Source organism: Serratia sp. YC16 (assembly GCF_009707615.1).
Lineage (GTDB): Bacteria > Pseudomonadota > Gammaproteobacteria > Enterobacterales > Enterobacteriaceae > Serratia > Serratia surfactantfaciens.
On record NZ_WLYN01000013.1, the window covers coordinates 86,550 to 103,378 of the forward strand.

A 16,829-nucleotide genomic window follows, 5' to 3' on the forward strand; every position below is an offset into this window, starting at 1 on the left:
TTATCGTTTCCCGTTCGCTAAAGCAGTCAGCAGGCAGGCTAAGCACTTTTTCGCATTTAGCCATCTAAGCGTCTTGATTGCCAAATACTAGCATCGTGTTATATTGACGGCAATATAAGCGCCTGGAGTATTCACCTGCTATGAGCACTTCCGCATTGATTCCCGACAGTAAGCTGCCCGCTCTGGGCACCACCATTTTCACCCAGATGAGCGCACTGGCGCAGCAGCACCAGGCGATCAATCTGTCGCAGGGCTTCCCCGATTTCGACGGGCCGGACTATCTGAAAGAACGTCTGGCCTGGCACGTCGCCCAGGGCGCCAACCAATATGCGCCGATGACCGGCGTGGCGCCGCTGCGTGAAGCCATCGCCGACAAAACCGCCGAGCTGTATGGCTGGCAGCCGGACGCCAACAGCGAAGTGACCATCACCGCCGGCGCCACCGAAGCGCTGTTCGCTGCCATCAGTGCACTGGTGCGCCCCGGCGATGAGGTGGTCTGTTTTGATCCCAGCTACGACAGCTATGCGCCGGCGGTAACGCTGGCCGGCGGCGTCCTCAAACGCATCGCCCTGCAGCCGCCGGCCTTTGCCGTCGATTGGCAACGGTTCGCCGCCGCGCTGTCGCCGCGCACTCGTCTGGTGATCGTCAACACGCCGCACAATCCGTCCGCCACCGCCTGGCAGGCGGAAGACCTGCAGCAGCTGTGGCACGCCATTGCCGAACGCGAAATCTACGTGCTCAGCGACGAGGTTTACGAACACATCTGCTTCGCCAAAGGCGGCCACGCCAGCGTGCTGGCCCACCCGCAGCTGCGCCAGCGCGCGATCGCGGTGTCCTCCTTCGGCAAAACCTTCCACATGACCGGCTGGAAAGTGGGTTACTGCGTGGCGCCCGCCGCGCTGAGCGCCGAAGTGCGCAAGGTGCACCAATACCTAACCTTTTCGGTCAATACCCCGGCGCAGCTGGCCCTGGCGGATAGCCTGCGCGCCGAGCAGGAGCACTGGCGACAGCTGCCGGCGTTCTATCGCGCCAAGCGCGATCGCTTTGTGCAGGCGCTGGCGAGCAGCCGACTGGAAATTTTACCCTGCGCGGGTACATACTTCTTGCTGGCGGACTACAGCGCCATCTCCGATCTGGACGATGTGGCGTTCTGCCATTGGTTAACCGAGCACGTGGGCGTGGCGGCCATTCCGCTGTCGGTCTTCTGTGCCGATCCTTTCCCCCATAAATTGATCCGGCTGTGCTTCGCTAAACAGGACGCCACGCTGGATGCAGCTGCGGAGCGGTTATGTCGACTTTAAAAATTACCCTGTTGCAGCAACCGCTGGTCTGGTGCGACGGCATCGCTAACCTGGCCGCCTTCGACGCGTTGCTGGCACCGATCGTCGGGCGCGATCTCATCGTCTTGCCGGAAATGTTCACCACCGGTTTTGCCATGGATGCCGGCGAGAGCGCCCTGCCCGAACAGCAGGTGATCGACTGGCTGCACGGTTGGGCGGTGAAAAGCCATGCGTTAATCGGCGGCAGCGTGGCGCTGAAAACTGACGAGGGGGCGGTCAACCGCTTCCTGTTGGTGGAACCGGGCGGCCAGGTACACGCCTATGACAAACGCCACCTGTTCCGCATGGCCGGCGAACATCTGCACTACCAGGCCGGCAACCGGCGTGAAATCTTCGAGTGGCGCGGCTGGCGCATCCTGCCGCAGATCTGTTACGACCTGCGTTTCCCGGTCTGGGCGCGCTATCAGCAGGATTACGATCTGGCGCTGTACGTTGCCAACTGGCCGACGCCGCGCAGCAACCATTGGCAAACGCTGCTGGCGGCGCGGGCGATTGAAAATCAGGTGTATGTGGCGGGCTGCAACCGGGTGGGCGAAGATGCCAACGGCCTAAACTACAGCGGAGACAGCCTGATCATCAGCCCACAGGGCGAGATCCTGGCAGATGCGGAGCCCGGCGCAGCCGCGCGGCTGGACGCCGAGCTGTCGCTGGAAAGTCTGCAGAGTTACCGCAGCGCCTTCCCGGCCTGGCGCGACGCCGACAGTTTTCTGCGCCTGGACTGATCAACCGCTCTCCCAGCCGGCGATCATCAGGCAATAGGCCTGGATCGCCAGCGCCACGTCCGCCTGCCGCACCGCTTCGGCCGGATGATGGCTGACGCCGCCGGCGCAACGCACAAACAGCATGCCGACCGGCCAGTGCGCCGCCATGGCGATGGCGTCGTGCCCGGCGCCGCTCGGCAGCGTCAGGCTGCGGCCCTGTACTTGTGCGACGGCCGCCAGCCAACGATGCTGCAGGTCCACGTCGCAGGCGGTGGCGTCGATGCGATAAAACTCCTCGCTGGCGAAGCGCAATCCGCGCCGCGCACAGATCGCCTGCGCCTGCGCCAGCAACGTCGCCAATAGCGCCGTCAGCGGCGCATCCTGCGGGCCGCGCACGTCGAGCGTCAACCGCACCTCGCCGGGGATCACGTTGACCGCGCCCGGCAGGCTCTCGATGCAGCCCACGGTGGCCACCAGGTGCGGATCGGCGTTGCAGGTCAAAGTTTCCAGCGCCGTGATCCATTCCGCCGCGGCCATCAGCGCATCTTTGCGCTGCCCCATCGGCACCGTGCCTGCGTGGCCCGCCTCCCCGCTAAAGATACAGTTGAGGCGACGCGCGCCGTTGATCGCCGTCACCACGCCCAGCGCCAAATCGGCCGCCTCCAGGCACGGGCCCTGTTCGATATGCAGCTCGAGATAGGCGCAGATTTCCTGCGGCGCACGGTGCGCCTGTGCAATCGCCGCCGGATCCAGCCCGAATTCGCGCATTGCCTGGGCGATGCTGACGCCGTCGGCATCGGTGCGCGCCAGCCACTCTGCGGGCCACTGGCCGGTCAGGCCGCGGCTGCCCAGCAGCGTGACGCCGAAGCGCGCGCCCTCTTCGTCGGCAAAACCGATCACCTCCAGCGCCAGCGGCAATCGGCGCCCCTGGCGGTGATAGCGCGCCACCACTTCCAGCGCCGTAAGCACGCCGAGCATACCGTCATAGCGCCCGGCGTTACGCACCGTGTCCAGATGCGAGCCGAGCAGCAGCGCCGGAGCGCCGGGCATGAGCCCTTCATAGCGGCCGCAGATATTGCCGACGCTGTCCTGCCAAACCGCCATGCCGCTCTCGCGCATCCACTCGCCAACCAGGCGGTTGGCGCGCCGATGTTCCGCAGAAAGATAAAGGCGCGTGAGCCGATCGGGCTCCGCGCTGATCGCCGCCAGCTCGTCACAGCGCGCCATCACCCGCGCGGCGGCCTGTTGCGCCTCCAGTGGCGTCATCCATGATGTCCTGCATCATAAACGTTCCAGGCGGCCTGCAATGCCTCGCCCTGCTTGCTGACGAAACCGAGGCGGTTCAACACCGCCTCCAGCGCCGCCAGCGTTTGCAACACGCAATCCTTGCGCGCGTTGTAGCCCATGGTGCCGATGCGCCAGATTTTTCCCTGTAGCGGGCCGAACGAGGTGCCGATTTCGATGGCGAAGTCGTTCAGCATCATCTGCCGCACCTGTTCGCCATGCACCTGCGGCGGGATCATCACGCCGAGCACGTTATTCATGCGGTGTTCAAGATCCCCGAACACCGCCAGCCCCATGCCCAGGATGCCCGCCAGCAGCGCCGCGCCGTGCAGCCGGTGGCGGGCGATGGCGCGATCCAGCCCTTCTTCGAGGATCACCCGTGCGCATTCTCGCGCCGCGAACAGCATGCTGGTGGCTTCGGTGTGGTGATTCAGGCGTTCCGGCCCCCAATAATCCATGATCATGCCGATATCGAAATAGTTGGAGTAGATCATCTCGTCGTCGCCGTCGGCGTGCTCGGCGGTGCGGATCCCCTGCTCCACGCATTTACGGCGGCGCACGATTTCTTCAAACTGCGGGCTGAGGGTGACCGGTGAACTGCCGGAGGGGCCGCCCAGACACTTCTGCAGCCCGGCAGAGACCGCATCCAGCCCCCAGGCATCGGTCTCCAGCGGGTTGCCGCCGAAGGAAGCGGTCGCATCAGTGTAGAACAGCACGCCGTGACGGCGGCAGATATCGCCCAGCTCATGCAGCGGCTGCAGCATGGTGGTGGAGGTGTCGCCCTGCACCGTCAGCAGCAGGCGCGGACGAACCCGCTTAATCGCGTCTTCGATGCGATCGGCACTGAACACCTCACCCCACGGCACCTCGATCGTATGCACCTCGGCACGGCAACGGCGAGCGATCTCGCACAGCAGATGTCCGAAGCGGCCGAATACCGGCACCAGCACCTTATCGCCCGGGCGAATGGCGGAAACCAGCAGCGCTTCGATACCGGCGCGCGAGGTGCCGTCCACCAGCATCGTCCAGCGGTTTTCGGTGCGGAACAGCGCGCGATACAGCGCCATGACCTGATTCATGTAGCCGGTCATCGCCGGATCGTACTGGCCGATCAGCTGGCTCGACATGGCACGCAGCACGCGCGGATCGGCGTTGATCGGCCCCGGCCCCATCAGCAGGCGCGCCGGCGGGTTAATCTGATCGAATTGCGAGATATCCAACATGTTCATTCCCTGTCAGCTTAGTAAGTTATTGAGTTATGCCTTCAGCGTCGACATGACGTTTGTTTGCTGCCCAACAGCCTACTCCCGATAGGGATTCAGTTGAAACAAAAGATTCTTATGATCAATTAATGAAACCAAAGTAACACAATGAGATGACCGATCCGCCTTAAACGGCGGAGGGGGGAAGGAAGGGAAATGATCTGCCGTGCTTAACGCAGCTCCAGTTCGTCCAGCGTCTGGAACAGTTCAGCGACGTGATGAATGCGCTGCCGCCCCTGCGCCAGCCTCTCATGCAGCAACGCATTGCTGAGCAAACTGGCCAGGCTCATGGCGGCGGCATAGCTGTCGAAGGCCGACACGCTGTCGAGCGGCACGGTCAATTGCCAGTCGGCCAACGAAAACAACGCCTGCGCCTGCGGCTCGCAGATCAGCAGCGTCGGTACCCCGCGGCTTTGCAACAGCGTCAGCACCGCCTTTATCTGGCGCGGCCGGCGGCGGAACGCCACCACCACCGCCATGTCCTGCGGTGTCAGGCCCGCCAGATCTTCCGCCAGCGTCTGCCCCGGCTGCGGCGCCAGCAGCACCTGTTCACGCACCTGCATCAGTTGTTGACGCAGGTGCATCGCCACCGGATAGCTGTTGCGCAGCCCCAACAGCATCACGCCGCGCGCTCGCGCCAGCGCGGCGATTGTCGCACTGAACTGTTCGGCATCGATATGTTTTACCCAGCGGGTGAGATTGGCCATTTCCTGCTTATAGTGCCGCGCCAGCAGCGTATCGCCCTGCACCGCATCGCGGCTATCGGTCAGCGGCATGCCGCTCTGGCGCAAGGTACGCAGCTCATCGCGCATGGCGCGATAGTTGGGGTAGCCCAGCCGTTTGAACAAGCGGCTGACCGTGGCTTTGGAAACGCCGCTCAGGCGCGCCAGCTCGGCGCTGTTGTAGCCGATCAAATCGTCATAGTGATCGAAGATGAAGTCGGCCACCCGCTGCTCCTGCGGCGTCAGCTGTGGGTAGTCGCGGCGCAGGCGTTCGTCGAACCGTTGCATTATCGTTCTCGCTGTAACCTTTGTTTCAGCGGAACATAGCACGGCCGAACTACCCGCTGGCAAGCGATTCTTCGTTGATGGGAAATAACAGCGGCCTGCCCCTCTCCGGCAGCGTCGCCGGAAAAGGGCGGCGCGTTCAGCACCAGTAGGCCATAAAGTTAACGGTAGCGCGGTCCAGATCGCGTTCGCCGATCAGATAACGGCGCAGGGTTTTCACCGCCGAAGACTCGGCCGCCACCCAGGCATAAAAAGCGTTGCCGCCCGCTGCCCGCTCCCACAAGACTTCATCGCTCAGGCTGCTTTCCGCCAAAGACTGCGCTTGCGCGCACGCCGAAGCGGGAATATCCACCCGCTGCCGCACCGCTTCCACCAGCAACGTGCCGTGCGCCAGCTGGCGGCCCACGTCGCGCGGCAGCCAGTAAACCTCGGCGAACGGGAAACGGACCAAATCCAGACAATCCCCCGCCTGCGGCACTTCGAAGAACGCCTGCACGCGCGGCGGATTGGCCTGCTGCGCCAATTGCTCCAGAATGCCCATCGCCGCCGGCACCGCCGTTTCATCGGCGATCAACAGCGCCTGCTGCAACTGCGCCGGCGGCGCCCATTCGTAGCCGCCGCTATCGCCATCGAAGTCAGCGTTGGGGGCGACCGTCTGGATGGCATCGCCCGGCTCGGCGTGAGTCGCCCAGGCGGAGGCCGGGCCGTTCACACCATGCAGCACGAACTCGACGTCCATCTGATTCTGTTCGCGGCGCAGCGCACGCAGCGTATAGGTGCGCATCACCGGGCGCCGCTCTTTGGGGATCGCCATGTAATCGCCGTACCAGTCCGGGCTATTGGCCAACTGCGGGATCTGGCCGTCCGCCGCCGGGAACAGCAGTTTGATGCGCTGATCCGGCGCTTCCAACTTCATCCGATGAATATCCGCACCTTCAAACACGCAGCGCACCAGCGAAGGTGAAATCAGCGTTTTGCTTTTCAAGGTGATATCAAAAATTCTATAGCTGGCGGACATGTTCTCGATTCTCCGGCAACGGCTGTCGCTTGCACCTATGGCCGATCGGCTGCCGTGTTGACGGCGTGGGTTGCTCGATCGCGCAGCGGGTAAAATGTTAATAAAACTAATTAATTACGTTAATGTATCGCAAAAAATCATATCACGATTTTATTGATAACAAGAAACGTTATTGATAAAAGAATCATTCTCAAAAATAACGCAATAACAATATCACCTGGGAAATAAATAACGATGAAACGCAAACACCTTTGGGTTTTGAACCCTTGTCTGCTGGCGATGCTTGCGCCGACGGCTTGGGCAGAAGATCAGAAAGCCGGCGCCGAAGAGCAGATGGTGGTCTCCGCCAGCCGTTCACACCGCAGCACGGCGGAAATGGCGCAGACCACCTGGGTGATCGAAAGCCAGGAGATCGAACAGCAGGTTCAGGGCGGCAAAGAGATCAAGGACATGTTGGCGCAGCTGATCCCCGGCATGGACGTCAGTGGCCAGGGCCGCACCAACTATGGCATGAATATGCGCGGCCGTTCGATGATGGTGATGATCGACGGCGTACGTCTGAACTCATCGCGCAGCGACAGCCGCCAACTGGATTCGATCGATCCGTTCAATATCGATCATATTGAGGTGATCTCCGGCGCCACCGCACTCTATGGTGGCGGCAGCACCGGCGGCCTGATCAACATCGTGACCAAAAAAGGGCAGAAAGAGCAGCAGGTCGAATTGCAGGTCGGCGGCAAAACCGGCTTTGGCGGCCATAGCGATCACGACGAGAACGTCGCGGCGGCGGTCAGCGGCGGCAACGACAACGCCTCGGGACGCCTGTCCGTTTCTTACCAGCGCTATGGCGGCTGGTACGACGGCAAAGGCAACGAGGTGCTGATCGACAATACCCAAACCGGCCTGCAGTATTCCGATCGCCTTGACGTCATGGGCACCGGCACCCTCAACATCGACGACCACCAACAGCTGCAACTGACCACCCAATATTACAAAAGCCAGTCCGACGGCGATCATGGCCTGTTCCTGGGGGAAAACTTCGCAGCGGTGACCGGCAACGCCAAGGCTTACAACAGCGGCAACTTAAACTCCGACCGCATCCCCGGCACCGAACGCCACCTGATCAACCTGCAGTACTCCAACACCGATTTCCTCGGCCAGGATCTGGTGGCTCAGGTCTATTACCGTGACGAAACCTTGACCTTCTATCCGTTCCCGACGCTGGCGGGCAAAGCGCCGAACTATTACGTCAGCAGCATTGGCGCTTCACAGCAAAAAACCGATTTCTACGGCGGCAAACTGACGCTGAACAGCAAACCGCTCGACGCGCTGACGCTGACTTACGGCATCGACGCCGAGCATGAGAGCTTCAACGCCAACCAACAGTTCTTCAACCTGGCGAAGGCCCAACAGTCCGGCGGCATGACGCTGGAGAACGCTTACAACACCGGCCGTTACCCCAGCTATACCACCAGCAACCTGGCGTCGTTCCTGCAGGCCAGCTACGACATCAACCCGATCTTCACCCTGAGCGGCGGCGTGCGTTATCAGTACACCGAAAACAAGATCGACGACTTTATCGGCTACAATCAACAGCAGGCGATCGCCACCGGCGCCGCCGCCTCCGCCGACGCTATACCGGGAGGGAAAACCGACTACAACAATGCGTTGTTCAACGCCGGCCTGCTGGCGCACCTGACCGAGCGCCAGCAAACCTGGTTCAACTTCTCTCAGGGTTTCGAGATCCCGGATCCGGGCAAGTATTACGGCAACGGCACCTACGCGCTGAACGGCGGCCACTACCGGCTGCTGAAGAGCGTTAACGTCGGCGATTCCAAACTGGAAGGCATCAAAGTCAATTCCTACGAACTGGGCTGGCGCTATACCGGCGATAACCTGCGCACGCAGATCGCCGCCTACTATTCGTTGTCCGACAAGAGCATCGCCATCAATAAAACCGACATGACCATCAACGTCAATGCGGATAAGCGCCGTATCTACGGGCTGGAAGGCGCGGTGGATTATTTCTTTGAAGACAGCGACTGGAGCGCCGGCACCAACTTCAACTTCATCCGCTCCGAAACCAAGGTCAATGGCGAATGGAAGAAACTGGTGGTCGATACCGCCAGCCCATCCAAAGTTACCGCCTATGTCGCCTGGGCGCCGGGCGACTGGAATCTGCGCTTACAATCTCAGCAAACTTTCGACGTGTCGGACGATGGCGATTACACCAAGGCCAACGCCACCCAGGGCCGCAAGATCGAGGGCTACAACACCCTCGACTTCCTCGGCAGCTATGCCCTGCCGGTAGGGAAAATCAGCTTCAGCGTGGAAAACCTGCTGGACAAGGAGTACACCACCGTTTGGGGCCAGCGCGCGCCGATCCTGTACAGCCCGACTTACGGTTCGCCTGAGCTGTACAGCTATAAGGGCCGCGGACGCACTTTCGGTTTGAACTACTCGGTGTTGTTCTGAGAATAAGGGGCCGGCCTGCCGGCCCCGTTGATTGGGCCGCGCCGTTTTGCCGAGCGCAGAAACGACGAAGCCCTGAGTTATCGCTAACTCAGGGCTTCTGAATAGTGGCGGAACGGACGGGGCTCGAACCCGCGACCCCCTGCGTGACAGGCAGGTATTCTAACCAACTGAACTACCGCTCCGCGCCATTCCCTCTTGCGGGGGAACGAGGCGCATATTACGGACGCCTCTCGGTTCCGTCAACGCCTTTTTCTCCGCAAATGAACCGTTTGCACAGTTTTTCAACGAAGCATCACCCGATGAGGTTTTTTCGCGCAAAAACGCCGTTATTCGGCCGACGCCCCGCGCCACAGGCAGCTGCCGCCCTTCTTTGCCACCAGATCCAGACGCGCTTCGTGCGCCTTCACTTCTTCATCGCTGGCATAGACCACTTTCATCGCCGTCGCCGGGCGGACAATGCGCTGGATTTCTTGCGCATCGTCGTTTTGCTGAGAGTCGCCTTCCATCTGGAACGCTATCGAGGTCTGACCGCCGGTCATCGCCAGATAGACTTCAGCCAGGATCTCGGCATCGAGCAATGCGCCGTGCAGCGTACGCTTGCTGTTGTCTATCTCATAGCGGCTGCACAAGGCATCGAGATTGTTGCGCTTGCCCGGGAACAGGCGACGCGCCATCAACAGGCTGTCGGTAATGGTGCAGAAGGTCTCGGTTTTCGGGATCCCCTGCTGCAGCATGCGGAATTCGTGATCCATAAAGCCGATATCGAACGCCGCGTTATGGATCACCAGCTCGCCGCCGCGGATAAACTCGAGGAATTCGTCGGCAACCTGATCGAAGGTCGGTTTGTCGGCCAGGAAGTCGTCGCTGATGCCGTGTACGCCGTACGCTTCCGGATCCACCAGCCGATCCGGCTTGATGTAAACGTGGAAGTTGCGCCCGGTCAGGCGGCGGTTAATCACTTCCACCGCACCGATTTCGATGATGCGGTGCCCTTCGTAGTGCACCCCAAGCTTGTTCATACCGGTGGTTTCGGTATCGAGGACAATCTGTCTGGTGGTTGTAGAGATCATATTGCAGTGCTCACAGCGCTCGTTTATGTCAGACTTGGCTTTTGTAAAACTAATAGGAAGAGTCTACCAGAGATGCTCAAACAGGTAGAAATTTTCACCGACGGCTCCTGCCTTGGCAACCCCGGCCCCGGTGGCTACGGCGCGATATTACGCTATAAGCAGACGGAAAAAACCTTCAGCGAGGGTTTTCGTCTGACCACCAATAACCGCATGGAAATGATGGCGGCGATCGTGGCGCTGGAAGCGCTGACCGTGCCTTGCGCCGTGACGCTCAGCACCGACAGCCAGTATGTGCGCCAGGGCATCACCAGCTGGATCCATAACTGGAAAAAGCGCGGCTGGAAAACCGCCGACAAAAAGCCGGTCAAGAATGTCGATCTGTGGCAGCGCCTGGATCTGGCCATTCAACGCCACGACGTGAAATGGGAATGGGTCAAGGGCCACGCCGGCCACCCGGAGAACGAACGTTGCGACGTGTTGGCGCGCGAAGCGGCCGGTAAGCCGACGCAGGAAGACGTCGGTTACCAACCGGAAGCCTAAGGCAGCTTGCGATAGCTCTTGGTCGCGCCCACCGCGCGGCTGAGAGACGGTTTTCTCGCCCCCAATTTCATCGGCGTGGGCGTCAACGGCAGGGTGCGCTTGCGCGCCACAATCACGCTCATACAGCCCAACGCCGGCAAATGGGTGCATAAAAATTTGCCGCCCTTGCGGTGCCACGGCAGCACGTGAAAACGCGCCTGGTACAACACCTCGTAATTCAGCAGGCTAAGCCAGTCCAGCAGTCGCATTTGGGTAAACATGCGGCTGACATAGGGCTGGCGATGGCGTAATCCGGGCACCAACTTGCCCAGTCCCAACAGGCTGAACGGGTTGAAACTGCTGATCACCAGCCAGCCGTCGTCGATCAACACCCTGTCCACTTCACGCAGCATGCGGTGCGGATCGTCCGCGTAGGACAACGTGTGCGCCAGCAGGCAGGCATCCACCGACTTGGCGGCAAACGGCAGTTGATAGGCATCGGCGATCACCTGCAGCCCTTCCCCCTCCAGCCCGACGTTGACCTGGTGGGAAATCGCGCATTTGTCCGTGGCCAGCTCGGCGCTAAGCATCCCCATCTTCAGCAGATGAAAACCAAACAGCTTCGGCCACCAGGGTTGCAACTGCCGTTCGAGCGCTTCACGATAGTACTCCCCCCACGGCAGCTCAGCCCAGGACTGCGGGCCGGTAAGCTTTTGTAGAGTATGGGCTGGTTTCATGATTTATTATCTTCTTTCAAGCCGTTGCCAACGAGAGGTACACCATGAATCTTATCAGCATTCCCGCCTTCCAGGACAATTACATTTGGTTATTGGATGACCGGCAGGGGCGCTGCGTTATTGTCGATCCGGGTGAGGCGCGGCCGGTGCTCGAGGCGCTGCAGCGCCTGCAGCTGGCACCTTCGGCGATCCTGTTGACCCACCACCACCACGATCACGTCGGCGGCGTGGCCCAAATCGTAGCGCAATACCCGGATCTTGCGGTCTACGGACCGCAGGAAACCGCGGATAAAGGCGCTAACCACATCGTCCGTGACGGCGACACCTTTAACATCGATGGCCGTCAGTACCGGACCATCGCCGTTCCCGGCCATACGCTGGGCCACGTAGCATTCTATAGCGCCCCTTATCTGTTCTGCGGCGACACAATTTTCTCCGCCGGCTGCGGCAGGCTGTTTGAAGGCACCGCCAAACAAATGTACGACTCATTTCAACAACTCGCGCAACTTCCCGATAACACTTTAATTTGCTGCGCGCATGAATATACTCTTTCAAATCTTAAGTTTGCGCGGGCTATTTTGCCGGAAGATCGAGAGATTGAAACATATCAACAACATGTTGAAGCGTTAAGGGCAAAAGGCCAAGCCAGCGTGCCGACCACGTTGCAATTAGAGCGTAAAATTAACCTGTTTTTACGTTGCCATGACGCTGATTTACAAAAGAAATTAGGCTTTAATTCACCACCGGAAAGCCTTCATTCAGTTTTTTCCGAATTACGCCTGCGGAAAGATAACTTCTAAGCTTTTAGTTGTGTTATTTGGCGAAGCAAAGTATTATTGCTCGTCTTTTAAGCAACTACATTGACACACACATGAAGGCTAAAGCGATATTTCTCGCCTCAGTCTTGCTAGTGGGTTGCCAGTCGTCCAGGCAGGACGCACCGGCGCCAGAACAGCATGCACAGAGTTTGTCTTCGGCTGGTCAAGATGGTGAAGCAGGAGAGTACACAGCAAATGGCCGAGCGAGCTCGGCGCGGTGGCTAGATAACAATAGTCCCGCCGCGCAACAGGACCTGTGGAACTTCATTAGCGACGAGCTGAAGATGGAGGTTCCGGAAAATTCCCGGATCCGTGATCAGAAAAGAAAGTACTTAAAAAGTAAGAGCTATCTCCACGATGTAACATTACGGGCAGAGCCGTACATGTACTGGATAGTCGGGCAGATTAAGAAACGTAATATGCCGATGGAACTGGTACTGCTACCCATAGTGGAGAGCGCTTTTGACCCACACGCCACGTCAAGTGCCAACGCCGCAGGGCTATGGCAAATCGTGCCGCAAACGGGTCGCAATTATGGTTTGAAAAACAATCAGTGGTATGACGGTCGACGTGATGTCGTCGCTTCGACAACCGCTGCGCTTAACATGATGCAACGCTTGAACCGCATGTTTAACGGCGACTGGTTACTGACCGTAGCCGCCTATAACAGTGGTGAAGGCCGCGTGATGCAAGCGGTGAAGGCAAACAAACGTCAGGGTAAGCCAACCAATTTCTGGGCATTGTCGCTTCCGCGTGAAACGTCAATCTATGTCCCGAAAATGCTGGCGCTGAGCGACATCATCAAGAACAGCAAGAAGTACGGCGTGAAACTCCCGAAAACGGATGAAACCCGTGCGCTGGCTCGTATCGATGTTGGGCAGCAGATCCAGCTGACTCAGGCGGCTGAGATGGCAGGGCTTTCGGTCACCAAGATGAAAGCGTATAACCCAGGCTACAAGAAAGGCGTTACGGCACCCAACGGGCCCCATTACATTATGGTTCCCAAAGGTCATGCCGATCAGCTGAAAGACTCGCTGGCCGATGGCCAGATCGCCGTGACTCAGCCAACGACGCAGTTGGCGAAGAACAGCGGTTTGTCCGGCGGCAGTTCGTATAAAGTGCGCTCAGGCGACACCTTATCGGGCATTGCCAAGCGGCTGAACGTTAAGACCAGCGATTTGCAGAGTTGGAACAACTTACGCGCCAAGAGCGCTCTGAAAGTTGGGCAAACCCTGCAAGTGGCCAGCAATACTGGCAGTAACAGCAGTATCACCTATCAGGTTCGTAAAGGTGATTCGCTCGCCAGTATCGCACGTCGTCACGGCGTCGATATTAACGACGTGATGCGTTGGAATTCAACGCTCGCCAAAGGCAACCTGCAACCTGGTCTGAAGCTGACCCTGTTTGTCGGCAACAAGCTCACGCCGGACACCTAAGTTTCCGGCACAAAAAAAGCACCCCTCGGGGTGCTTTTTTATTATCTGCGATTCACCAGACGGGCGAGTCTTTTTCCGGATGAAACTCCACCAACAACGGATTGTGATCCGACGCGCTGGTCACCAGCACCGAAGCCTCCACGACGCCCAGGTTACGGTAAAACACGAAGTCCAACGGGCGGCCAAAGGCCTTGCGGCGATGATCATCGGTGAAGCTCACCTCACGTAACGCCATCTCGCCGGCAAAGTCATACAGCGCATTGATGCGCTTGCGGCTCCAGGCGTTGAAATCCCCCGCCATGATCACCGGCCCCCGATGGCTGGCGATCTGTTCGCCGATCGGCCCCAGCTGCTTGCTGTAGACGTCGACTCCAAGACTAAAGTTCACCGCATGGATATTCACCACCATCAACAGTTCGCCATTGTACAGCGGATAAACGGTGATCAAGGCCGACTTGGACAACCGCAGCAACGGCTCACGCTCGCGTAACGGGCAACAGTAAACCGGGTGAGCGGCCGCCAGCGTCATCACGCCGGAAGGATGCTGCGGCAAGACAAAGGCCGGCACCTGATCGGCCGCCAGATAGTTGGCGGTCGCATAGCTCACCAGCTCCGGCGTGGTTTGCGCCTCTTGCAACAATACCAACTGTGCGTCTTTGCCATGATTTTTCAGCACCGAAAGCCAGTCGGCTCGCTGCTGCTTGAAGATATTCCATACCATGACGCGCAAGGCGCCGGTCGTCGGCAGCGCCGCCCCAGGCGGCAGCGGCTGGTTAACGGCGCCTGGAAAGATTCGCTCAACTGGCTGACCTGCAACATACCTCATTGCATAAGTTCGTTTCGGCACGCGATTCGCCTATTACCCATTAACATGAAACTGGCGATGAATACTCGCCAACGATGAATTGATTATACGCCTGAGCCATGCGGAGGGCATGGCTTTTACAGGCATAACCTTTTCAGTTATAGGGGCCGCCTGCGGCGATTTCAATCTTCTGACGGTATAGCTGTGTAAAGGTTGGGCATGGAGGATGAAAAATGCGAAAAGGGCCGCAAAACCTGCGCGTAAACGCATGGTGTGTGCCCCAGCGTTTTACAGTCTGTTGTATTCAAGTGAATAGCGGCCCTGCGCCTATCGTGTTTAAATGACAGGATCGCGAATAATCGAAAATAGAGTTTGCCTGCGGAGCAAAAATGAAAGCGAATTCTGATGAACTTATCACTTTCGTCACGGTAGTGGAGAGCGGCAGCTTCAGCCGGGCGGCGGAGCGCCTGGAACAAGCGAACTCCGTGGTCAGCAGAACGGTGAAAAAGCTGGAAAGCAAACTGGGCGTGACGTTGCTCAACCGAACCACGCGCCAAATCAGTCTGACCCAAGAAGGGGAAAATTACTTTCGCCAGGTGCAGAAGGTACTGAACGATATGGCCGCGGCAGAAAATGCGCTATTGGAAAGCCGTCAGCGCCCGCAAGGCCTGCTGCGTGTCGATGCGGCAACACCGGTGGTGCTGCACTTGCTGACACCGTTAGTCGCGGAGTTCCGCGAGCGTTATCCTGAAATGTCGTTATCACTGGTGTCTTCGGAAAACTTTATCAACTTGATCGAGCGAAAAGTGGATATCGCAATCCGCGTCGGCGAACTGACCGATTCCACGCTGAAAGCGCGCAAACTGATGACCAGCTACCGGCATGTGCTCGCCTCCCCCGCCTATCTGGCCCAATACGGCACGCCACAAACGGTGGAAGATCTTGAACATCACTGCTGCATAGGCTTCAACGACCTGCCCAGCCTGAACCGCTGGCCGCTGGCTTGTTCAGACGGCAGCCAGCTGGAAATCACCCCGGGATTGACCACCAACAGCGGAGAGACCCAGCGTCATCTCTGCCTGCATGGCAACGGCATCGCCTGCCTGTCGGACTTTATGAGCGACGAAGATATCAAACGTGGAGATTTAGTCCCGATTCTGGTGGAAGCGACACTGCCGGTCGCTATGCCGATCAACGCGGTGTATTACAGCGACAGCGCCGTCAGCAACCGCCTGCGCAGCTTCATTGATTTTGTGAGCGAATACCTCAAACGATAAAAAGGCGCCCCCGAGGGACGCCTTAAGCTGATGCCGTGAGGAATGATTAATCCCAGTTTGGCGCCAGACCTTCCGGGCTCACCAGACGGCCGTTGCACTCCAGTGCGGCGATCTGCGCCATATCTTCGTCGGTCAGCGTCAGTTGCTGCGCCAACAGGTTGCTCGCCAGGTTTTCACGCTTGGTCGAAGACGGGATCACCGCATAACCCAGCTTCAGCGCCCAGGCCAGGACTACCTGTGCAGGGGTCGCCTTGTGACGTGCGGCGATGCTTTTGATCGTTTTATCCTGCAGCGCTTTGCCGTAGGCCAACGTCATGTAAGAGGTGATGGCGATGCCGTGCTGCTGTGCGAATTCTACCACCTTGCGGTTCTGCAAGAACGGTGACAACTCGATTTGGTTGGTGGCGATTTCATCTGCGCCAATCGCGTCAATCGCTTGCTGCATCAAATCGATGGTGAAGTTAGATACACCGATTTGACGAGTCAGCCCCAGCTTTTTCGCTTCCAACAACTCAGCCATAAATTCGGCAACCGGCACTTCATCGTTTGGCGATGGCCAGTGGATCAGCGTCAGATCGACGTAGGACGTCTGCAGTTTTTTCAGACTTTCTTGCAGGCTTGGGATCAGCGCGCCCTTCGCCAGGTTCGCGATCCAAATCTTGGTGGTGATGAACAGGTCTTCGCGTTTCACGCCGCTGGCAGCGATAGCCTGACCAACAGCCGCTTCGTTTTCATAGATCTGTGCGGTATCGATAGTACGATAACCCAGCTCAAGTGCGGTGCTTACGGAATCGATAACAACCTGATCCTGAAGGCGGAAAGTACCTAAACCAAATGCAGGGATGCTCATAATATTTTCTCTCATTAGCGGGTAGATGCGGTATGCGGAAGATTATGGCAACTTTTTTATTGATCAGAAACGCCTGGTTCGGCATAAGACTTTTGATTTTCCAGCAACAATATGGGGAAATAAGACGGTAAAGGAGAAGGATTTCGGCCTGAAAAGCGCAAAATGCAGATATGAAAAAGCCCTGAGTCAGAGACTCAGGGCTTATCAATTAAGTGGCGGAACGGACGGGG

General features: G+C 58.7%; 16 protein-coding genes and 1 tRNA gene. 8 read left to right on the plus strand and 9 right to left on the minus strand.

The window, feature by feature from the left end:
* Positions 1-140 precede the first annotated feature (140 nt).
* Together GKN89_RS22385 and GKN89_RS22390 are read left to right on the plus strand one after the other, a co-directional pair.
* Positions 141-1,301 carry a pyridoxal phosphate-dependent aminotransferase gene (locus GKN89_RS22385; protein ID WP_154747801.1) on the plus strand — a complete coding sequence of 387 codons (1,161 nt, stop codon included), beginning with the start codon at positions 141-143 and terminating at the stop codon, positions 1,299-1,301.
* Positions 1,289-2,062: an amidohydrolase gene (locus GKN89_RS22390; RefSeq protein WP_154747802.1), complete on the plus strand. Its 774-nt coding sequence runs from the start codon at positions 1,289-1,291 to the stop codon at positions 2,060-2,062. Before GKN89_RS22385 ends, GKN89_RS22390 begins: the two co-directional genes overlap by 13 nt.
* On the opposite strand, the gene hpxK is transcribed toward GKN89_RS22390, so the two are convergent.
* From hpxK to GKN89_RS22410, 4 genes are all read right to left on the minus strand, one after another.
* Positions 2,063-3,307, minus strand: a complete 1,245-nt coding sequence (gene hpxK, locus GKN89_RS22395) for an allantoate amidohydrolase (RefSeq protein ID WP_154747803.1) — start codon at positions 3,305-3,307, stop codon at positions 2,063-2,065.
* Positions 3,304-4,548 (minus strand): alanine--glyoxylate aminotransferase family protein, encoded by a 1,245-nt coding sequence (locus GKN89_RS22400; protein WP_025160089.1) that lies wholly within the window; start codon positions 4,546-4,548, stop codon positions 3,304-3,306. Before GKN89_RS22400 ends, hpxK begins: the two co-directional genes overlap by 4 nt.
* 209 nt (positions 4,549-4,757) lie before the next feature.
* Positions 4,758-5,597 carry a MurR/RpiR family transcriptional regulator gene (locus GKN89_RS22405; RefSeq protein ID WP_019454331.1) on the minus strand — a complete coding sequence of 280 codons (840 nt, stop codon included), beginning with the start codon at positions 5,595-5,597 and terminating at the stop codon, positions 4,758-4,760.
* Positions 5,598-5,733: 136 nt separating this feature from the next.
* Entirely contained in the window at positions 5,734-6,612 is an 879-nt protein-coding gene (locus GKN89_RS22410; RefSeq protein ID WP_019454332.1) for a siderophore-interacting protein, read from the minus strand.
* A 234-nt stretch (positions 6,613-6,846) separates the two neighbouring features.
* On the opposite strand from GKN89_RS22410, the gene GKN89_RS22415 reads away from it, so the two are divergent.
* Complete coding sequence (locus GKN89_RS22415; protein WP_154747804.1) at positions 6,847-9,087, plus strand: TonB-dependent siderophore receptor; 2,241 nt, start codon at positions 6,847-6,849, stop codon at positions 9,085-9,087.
* Positions 9,088-9,192: 105 nt separating this feature from the next.
* Here GKN89_RS22415 and GKN89_RS22420 read toward each other — a convergent pair.
* A tRNA-Asp gene (locus GKN89_RS22420) sits at positions 9,193-9,269 on the minus strand.
* Between the two features lie 144 nt (positions 9,270-9,413).
* On the minus strand, positions 9,414-10,157 hold the full coding sequence (gene dnaQ, locus GKN89_RS22425; RefSeq protein ID WP_025160090.1) for a DNA polymerase III subunit epsilon: 744 nt from the start codon (positions 10,155-10,157) through the stop codon (positions 9,414-9,416).
* Positions 10,158-10,229: 72 nt separating this feature from the next.
* On the opposite strand from dnaQ, the gene rnhA reads away from it, so the two are divergent.
* On the plus strand, positions 10,230-10,697 hold the full coding sequence (gene rnhA, locus GKN89_RS22430; protein WP_019454335.1) for a ribonuclease HI: 468 nt from the start codon (positions 10,230-10,232) through the stop codon (positions 10,695-10,697).
* Here rnhA and GKN89_RS22435 read toward each other — a convergent pair.
* On the minus strand, positions 10,694-11,413 hold the full coding sequence (locus GKN89_RS22435; RefSeq protein WP_019454336.1) for a class I SAM-dependent methyltransferase: 720 nt from the start codon (positions 11,411-11,413) through the stop codon (positions 10,694-10,696). The two genes, rnhA and GKN89_RS22435, sit on opposite strands and share 4 nt — an antisense overlap.
* 44 nt (positions 11,414-11,457) lie before the next feature.
* Between GKN89_RS22435 and gloB the strand changes: the two genes are divergently transcribed.
* On the plus strand, positions 11,458-12,213 hold the full coding sequence (gene gloB / locus GKN89_RS22440) for a hydroxyacylglutathione hydrolase (RefSeq protein ID WP_019454337.1): 756 nt from the start codon (positions 11,458-11,460) through the stop codon (positions 12,211-12,213).
* 71 nt (positions 12,214-12,284) lie between these two features.
* Positions 12,285-13,667 (plus strand): murein transglycosylase D, encoded by a 1,383-nt coding sequence (gene mltD / locus GKN89_RS22445; protein ID WP_139285506.1) that lies wholly within the window; start codon positions 12,285-12,287, stop codon positions 13,665-13,667.
* Positions 13,668-13,719: 52 nt separating this feature from the next.
* On the opposite strand, the gene GKN89_RS22450 is transcribed toward mltD, so the two are convergent.
* The gene (locus tag GKN89_RS22450; protein WP_025160092.1) at positions 13,720-14,514 is read right to left on the minus strand and encodes an endonuclease/exonuclease/phosphatase family protein; all 795 of its coding nucleotides are present in this window, start codon (positions 14,512-14,514) and stop codon (positions 13,720-13,722) included.
* A 347-nt stretch (positions 14,515-14,861) separates the two neighbouring features.
* On the opposite strand from GKN89_RS22450, the gene yafC reads away from it, so the two are divergent.
* The gene (yafC, locus tag GKN89_RS22455) at positions 14,862-15,749 is read left to right on the plus strand and encodes a DNA-binding transcriptional regulator YafC (protein ID WP_019454339.1); all 888 of its coding nucleotides are present in this window, start codon (positions 14,862-14,864) and stop codon (positions 15,747-15,749) included.
* 46 nt (positions 15,750-15,795) lie between these two features.
* Here yafC and dkgB read toward each other — a convergent pair whose 3' ends face one another.
* On the minus strand, positions 15,796-16,599 hold the full coding sequence (gene dkgB / locus GKN89_RS22460) for a 2,5-didehydrogluconate reductase DkgB (protein WP_154747805.1): 804 nt from the start codon (positions 16,597-16,599) through the stop codon (positions 15,796-15,798).
* A 25-nt stretch (positions 16,600-16,624) separates the two neighbouring features.
* Here dkgB and GKN89_RS24430 point away from each other — a divergent pair.
* The coding region (locus GKN89_RS24430) for a hypothetical protein (RefSeq protein WP_230329025.1) at positions 16,625-16,829 on the plus strand (205 nt) is incomplete at its 3' end.

Excerpts from the sequence above, each read along its gene's own strand:
- GKN89_RS22385 (WP_154747801.1), top strand. The coding sequence starts at position 141 with ATGAGCACTTCCGCATTGATTCCCGACAGTAAGCTGCCCGCTCTGGGC.
- GKN89_RS22390 (WP_154747802.1), top strand. The coding sequence starts at position 1,289 with ATGTCGACTTTAAAAATTACCCTGTTGCAGCAACCGCTGGTCTGGTGC.
- hpxK (WP_154747803.1), bottom strand. The coding sequence starts at position 3,307 with ATGACGCCACTGGAGGCGCAACAGGCCGCCGCGCGGGTGATGGCGCGC.
- GKN89_RS22400 (WP_025160089.1), bottom strand. The coding sequence starts at position 4,548 with ATGTTGGATATCTCGCAATTCGATCAGATTAACCCGCCGGCGCGCCTG.
- GKN89_RS22405 (WP_019454331.1), bottom strand. The coding sequence starts at position 5,597 with ATGCAACGGTTCGACGAACGCCTGCGCCGCGACTACCCACAGCTGACG.
- GKN89_RS22410 (WP_019454332.1), bottom strand. The coding sequence starts at position 6,612 with ATGTCCGCCAGCTATAGAATTTTTGATATCACCTTGAAAAGCAAAACG.
- GKN89_RS22415 (WP_154747804.1), top strand. The coding sequence starts at position 6,847 with ATGAAACGCAAACACCTTTGGGTTTTGAACCCTTGTCTGCTGGCGATG.
- dnaQ (WP_025160090.1), bottom strand. The coding sequence starts at position 10,157 with ATGATCTCTACAACCACCAGACAGATTGTCCTCGATACCGAAACCACC.
- rnhA (WP_019454335.1), top strand. The coding sequence starts at position 10,230 with ATGCTCAAACAGGTAGAAATTTTCACCGACGGCTCCTGCCTTGGCAAC.
- GKN89_RS22435 (WP_019454336.1), bottom strand. The coding sequence starts at position 11,413 with ATGAAACCAGCCCATACTCTACAAAAGCTTACCGGCCCGCAGTCCTGG.
- gloB (WP_019454337.1), top strand. The coding sequence starts at position 11,458 with ATGAATCTTATCAGCATTCCCGCCTTCCAGGACAATTACATTTGGTTA.
- mltD (WP_139285506.1), top strand. The coding sequence starts at position 12,285 with ATGAAGGCTAAAGCGATATTTCTCGCCTCAGTCTTGCTAGTGGGTTGC.
- yafC (WP_019454339.1), top strand. The coding sequence starts at position 14,862 with ATGAAAGCGAATTCTGATGAACTTATCACTTTCGTCACGGTAGTGGAG.
- dkgB (WP_154747805.1), bottom strand. The coding sequence starts at position 16,599 with ATGAGCATCCCTGCATTTGGTTTAGGTACTTTCCGCCTTCAGGATCAG.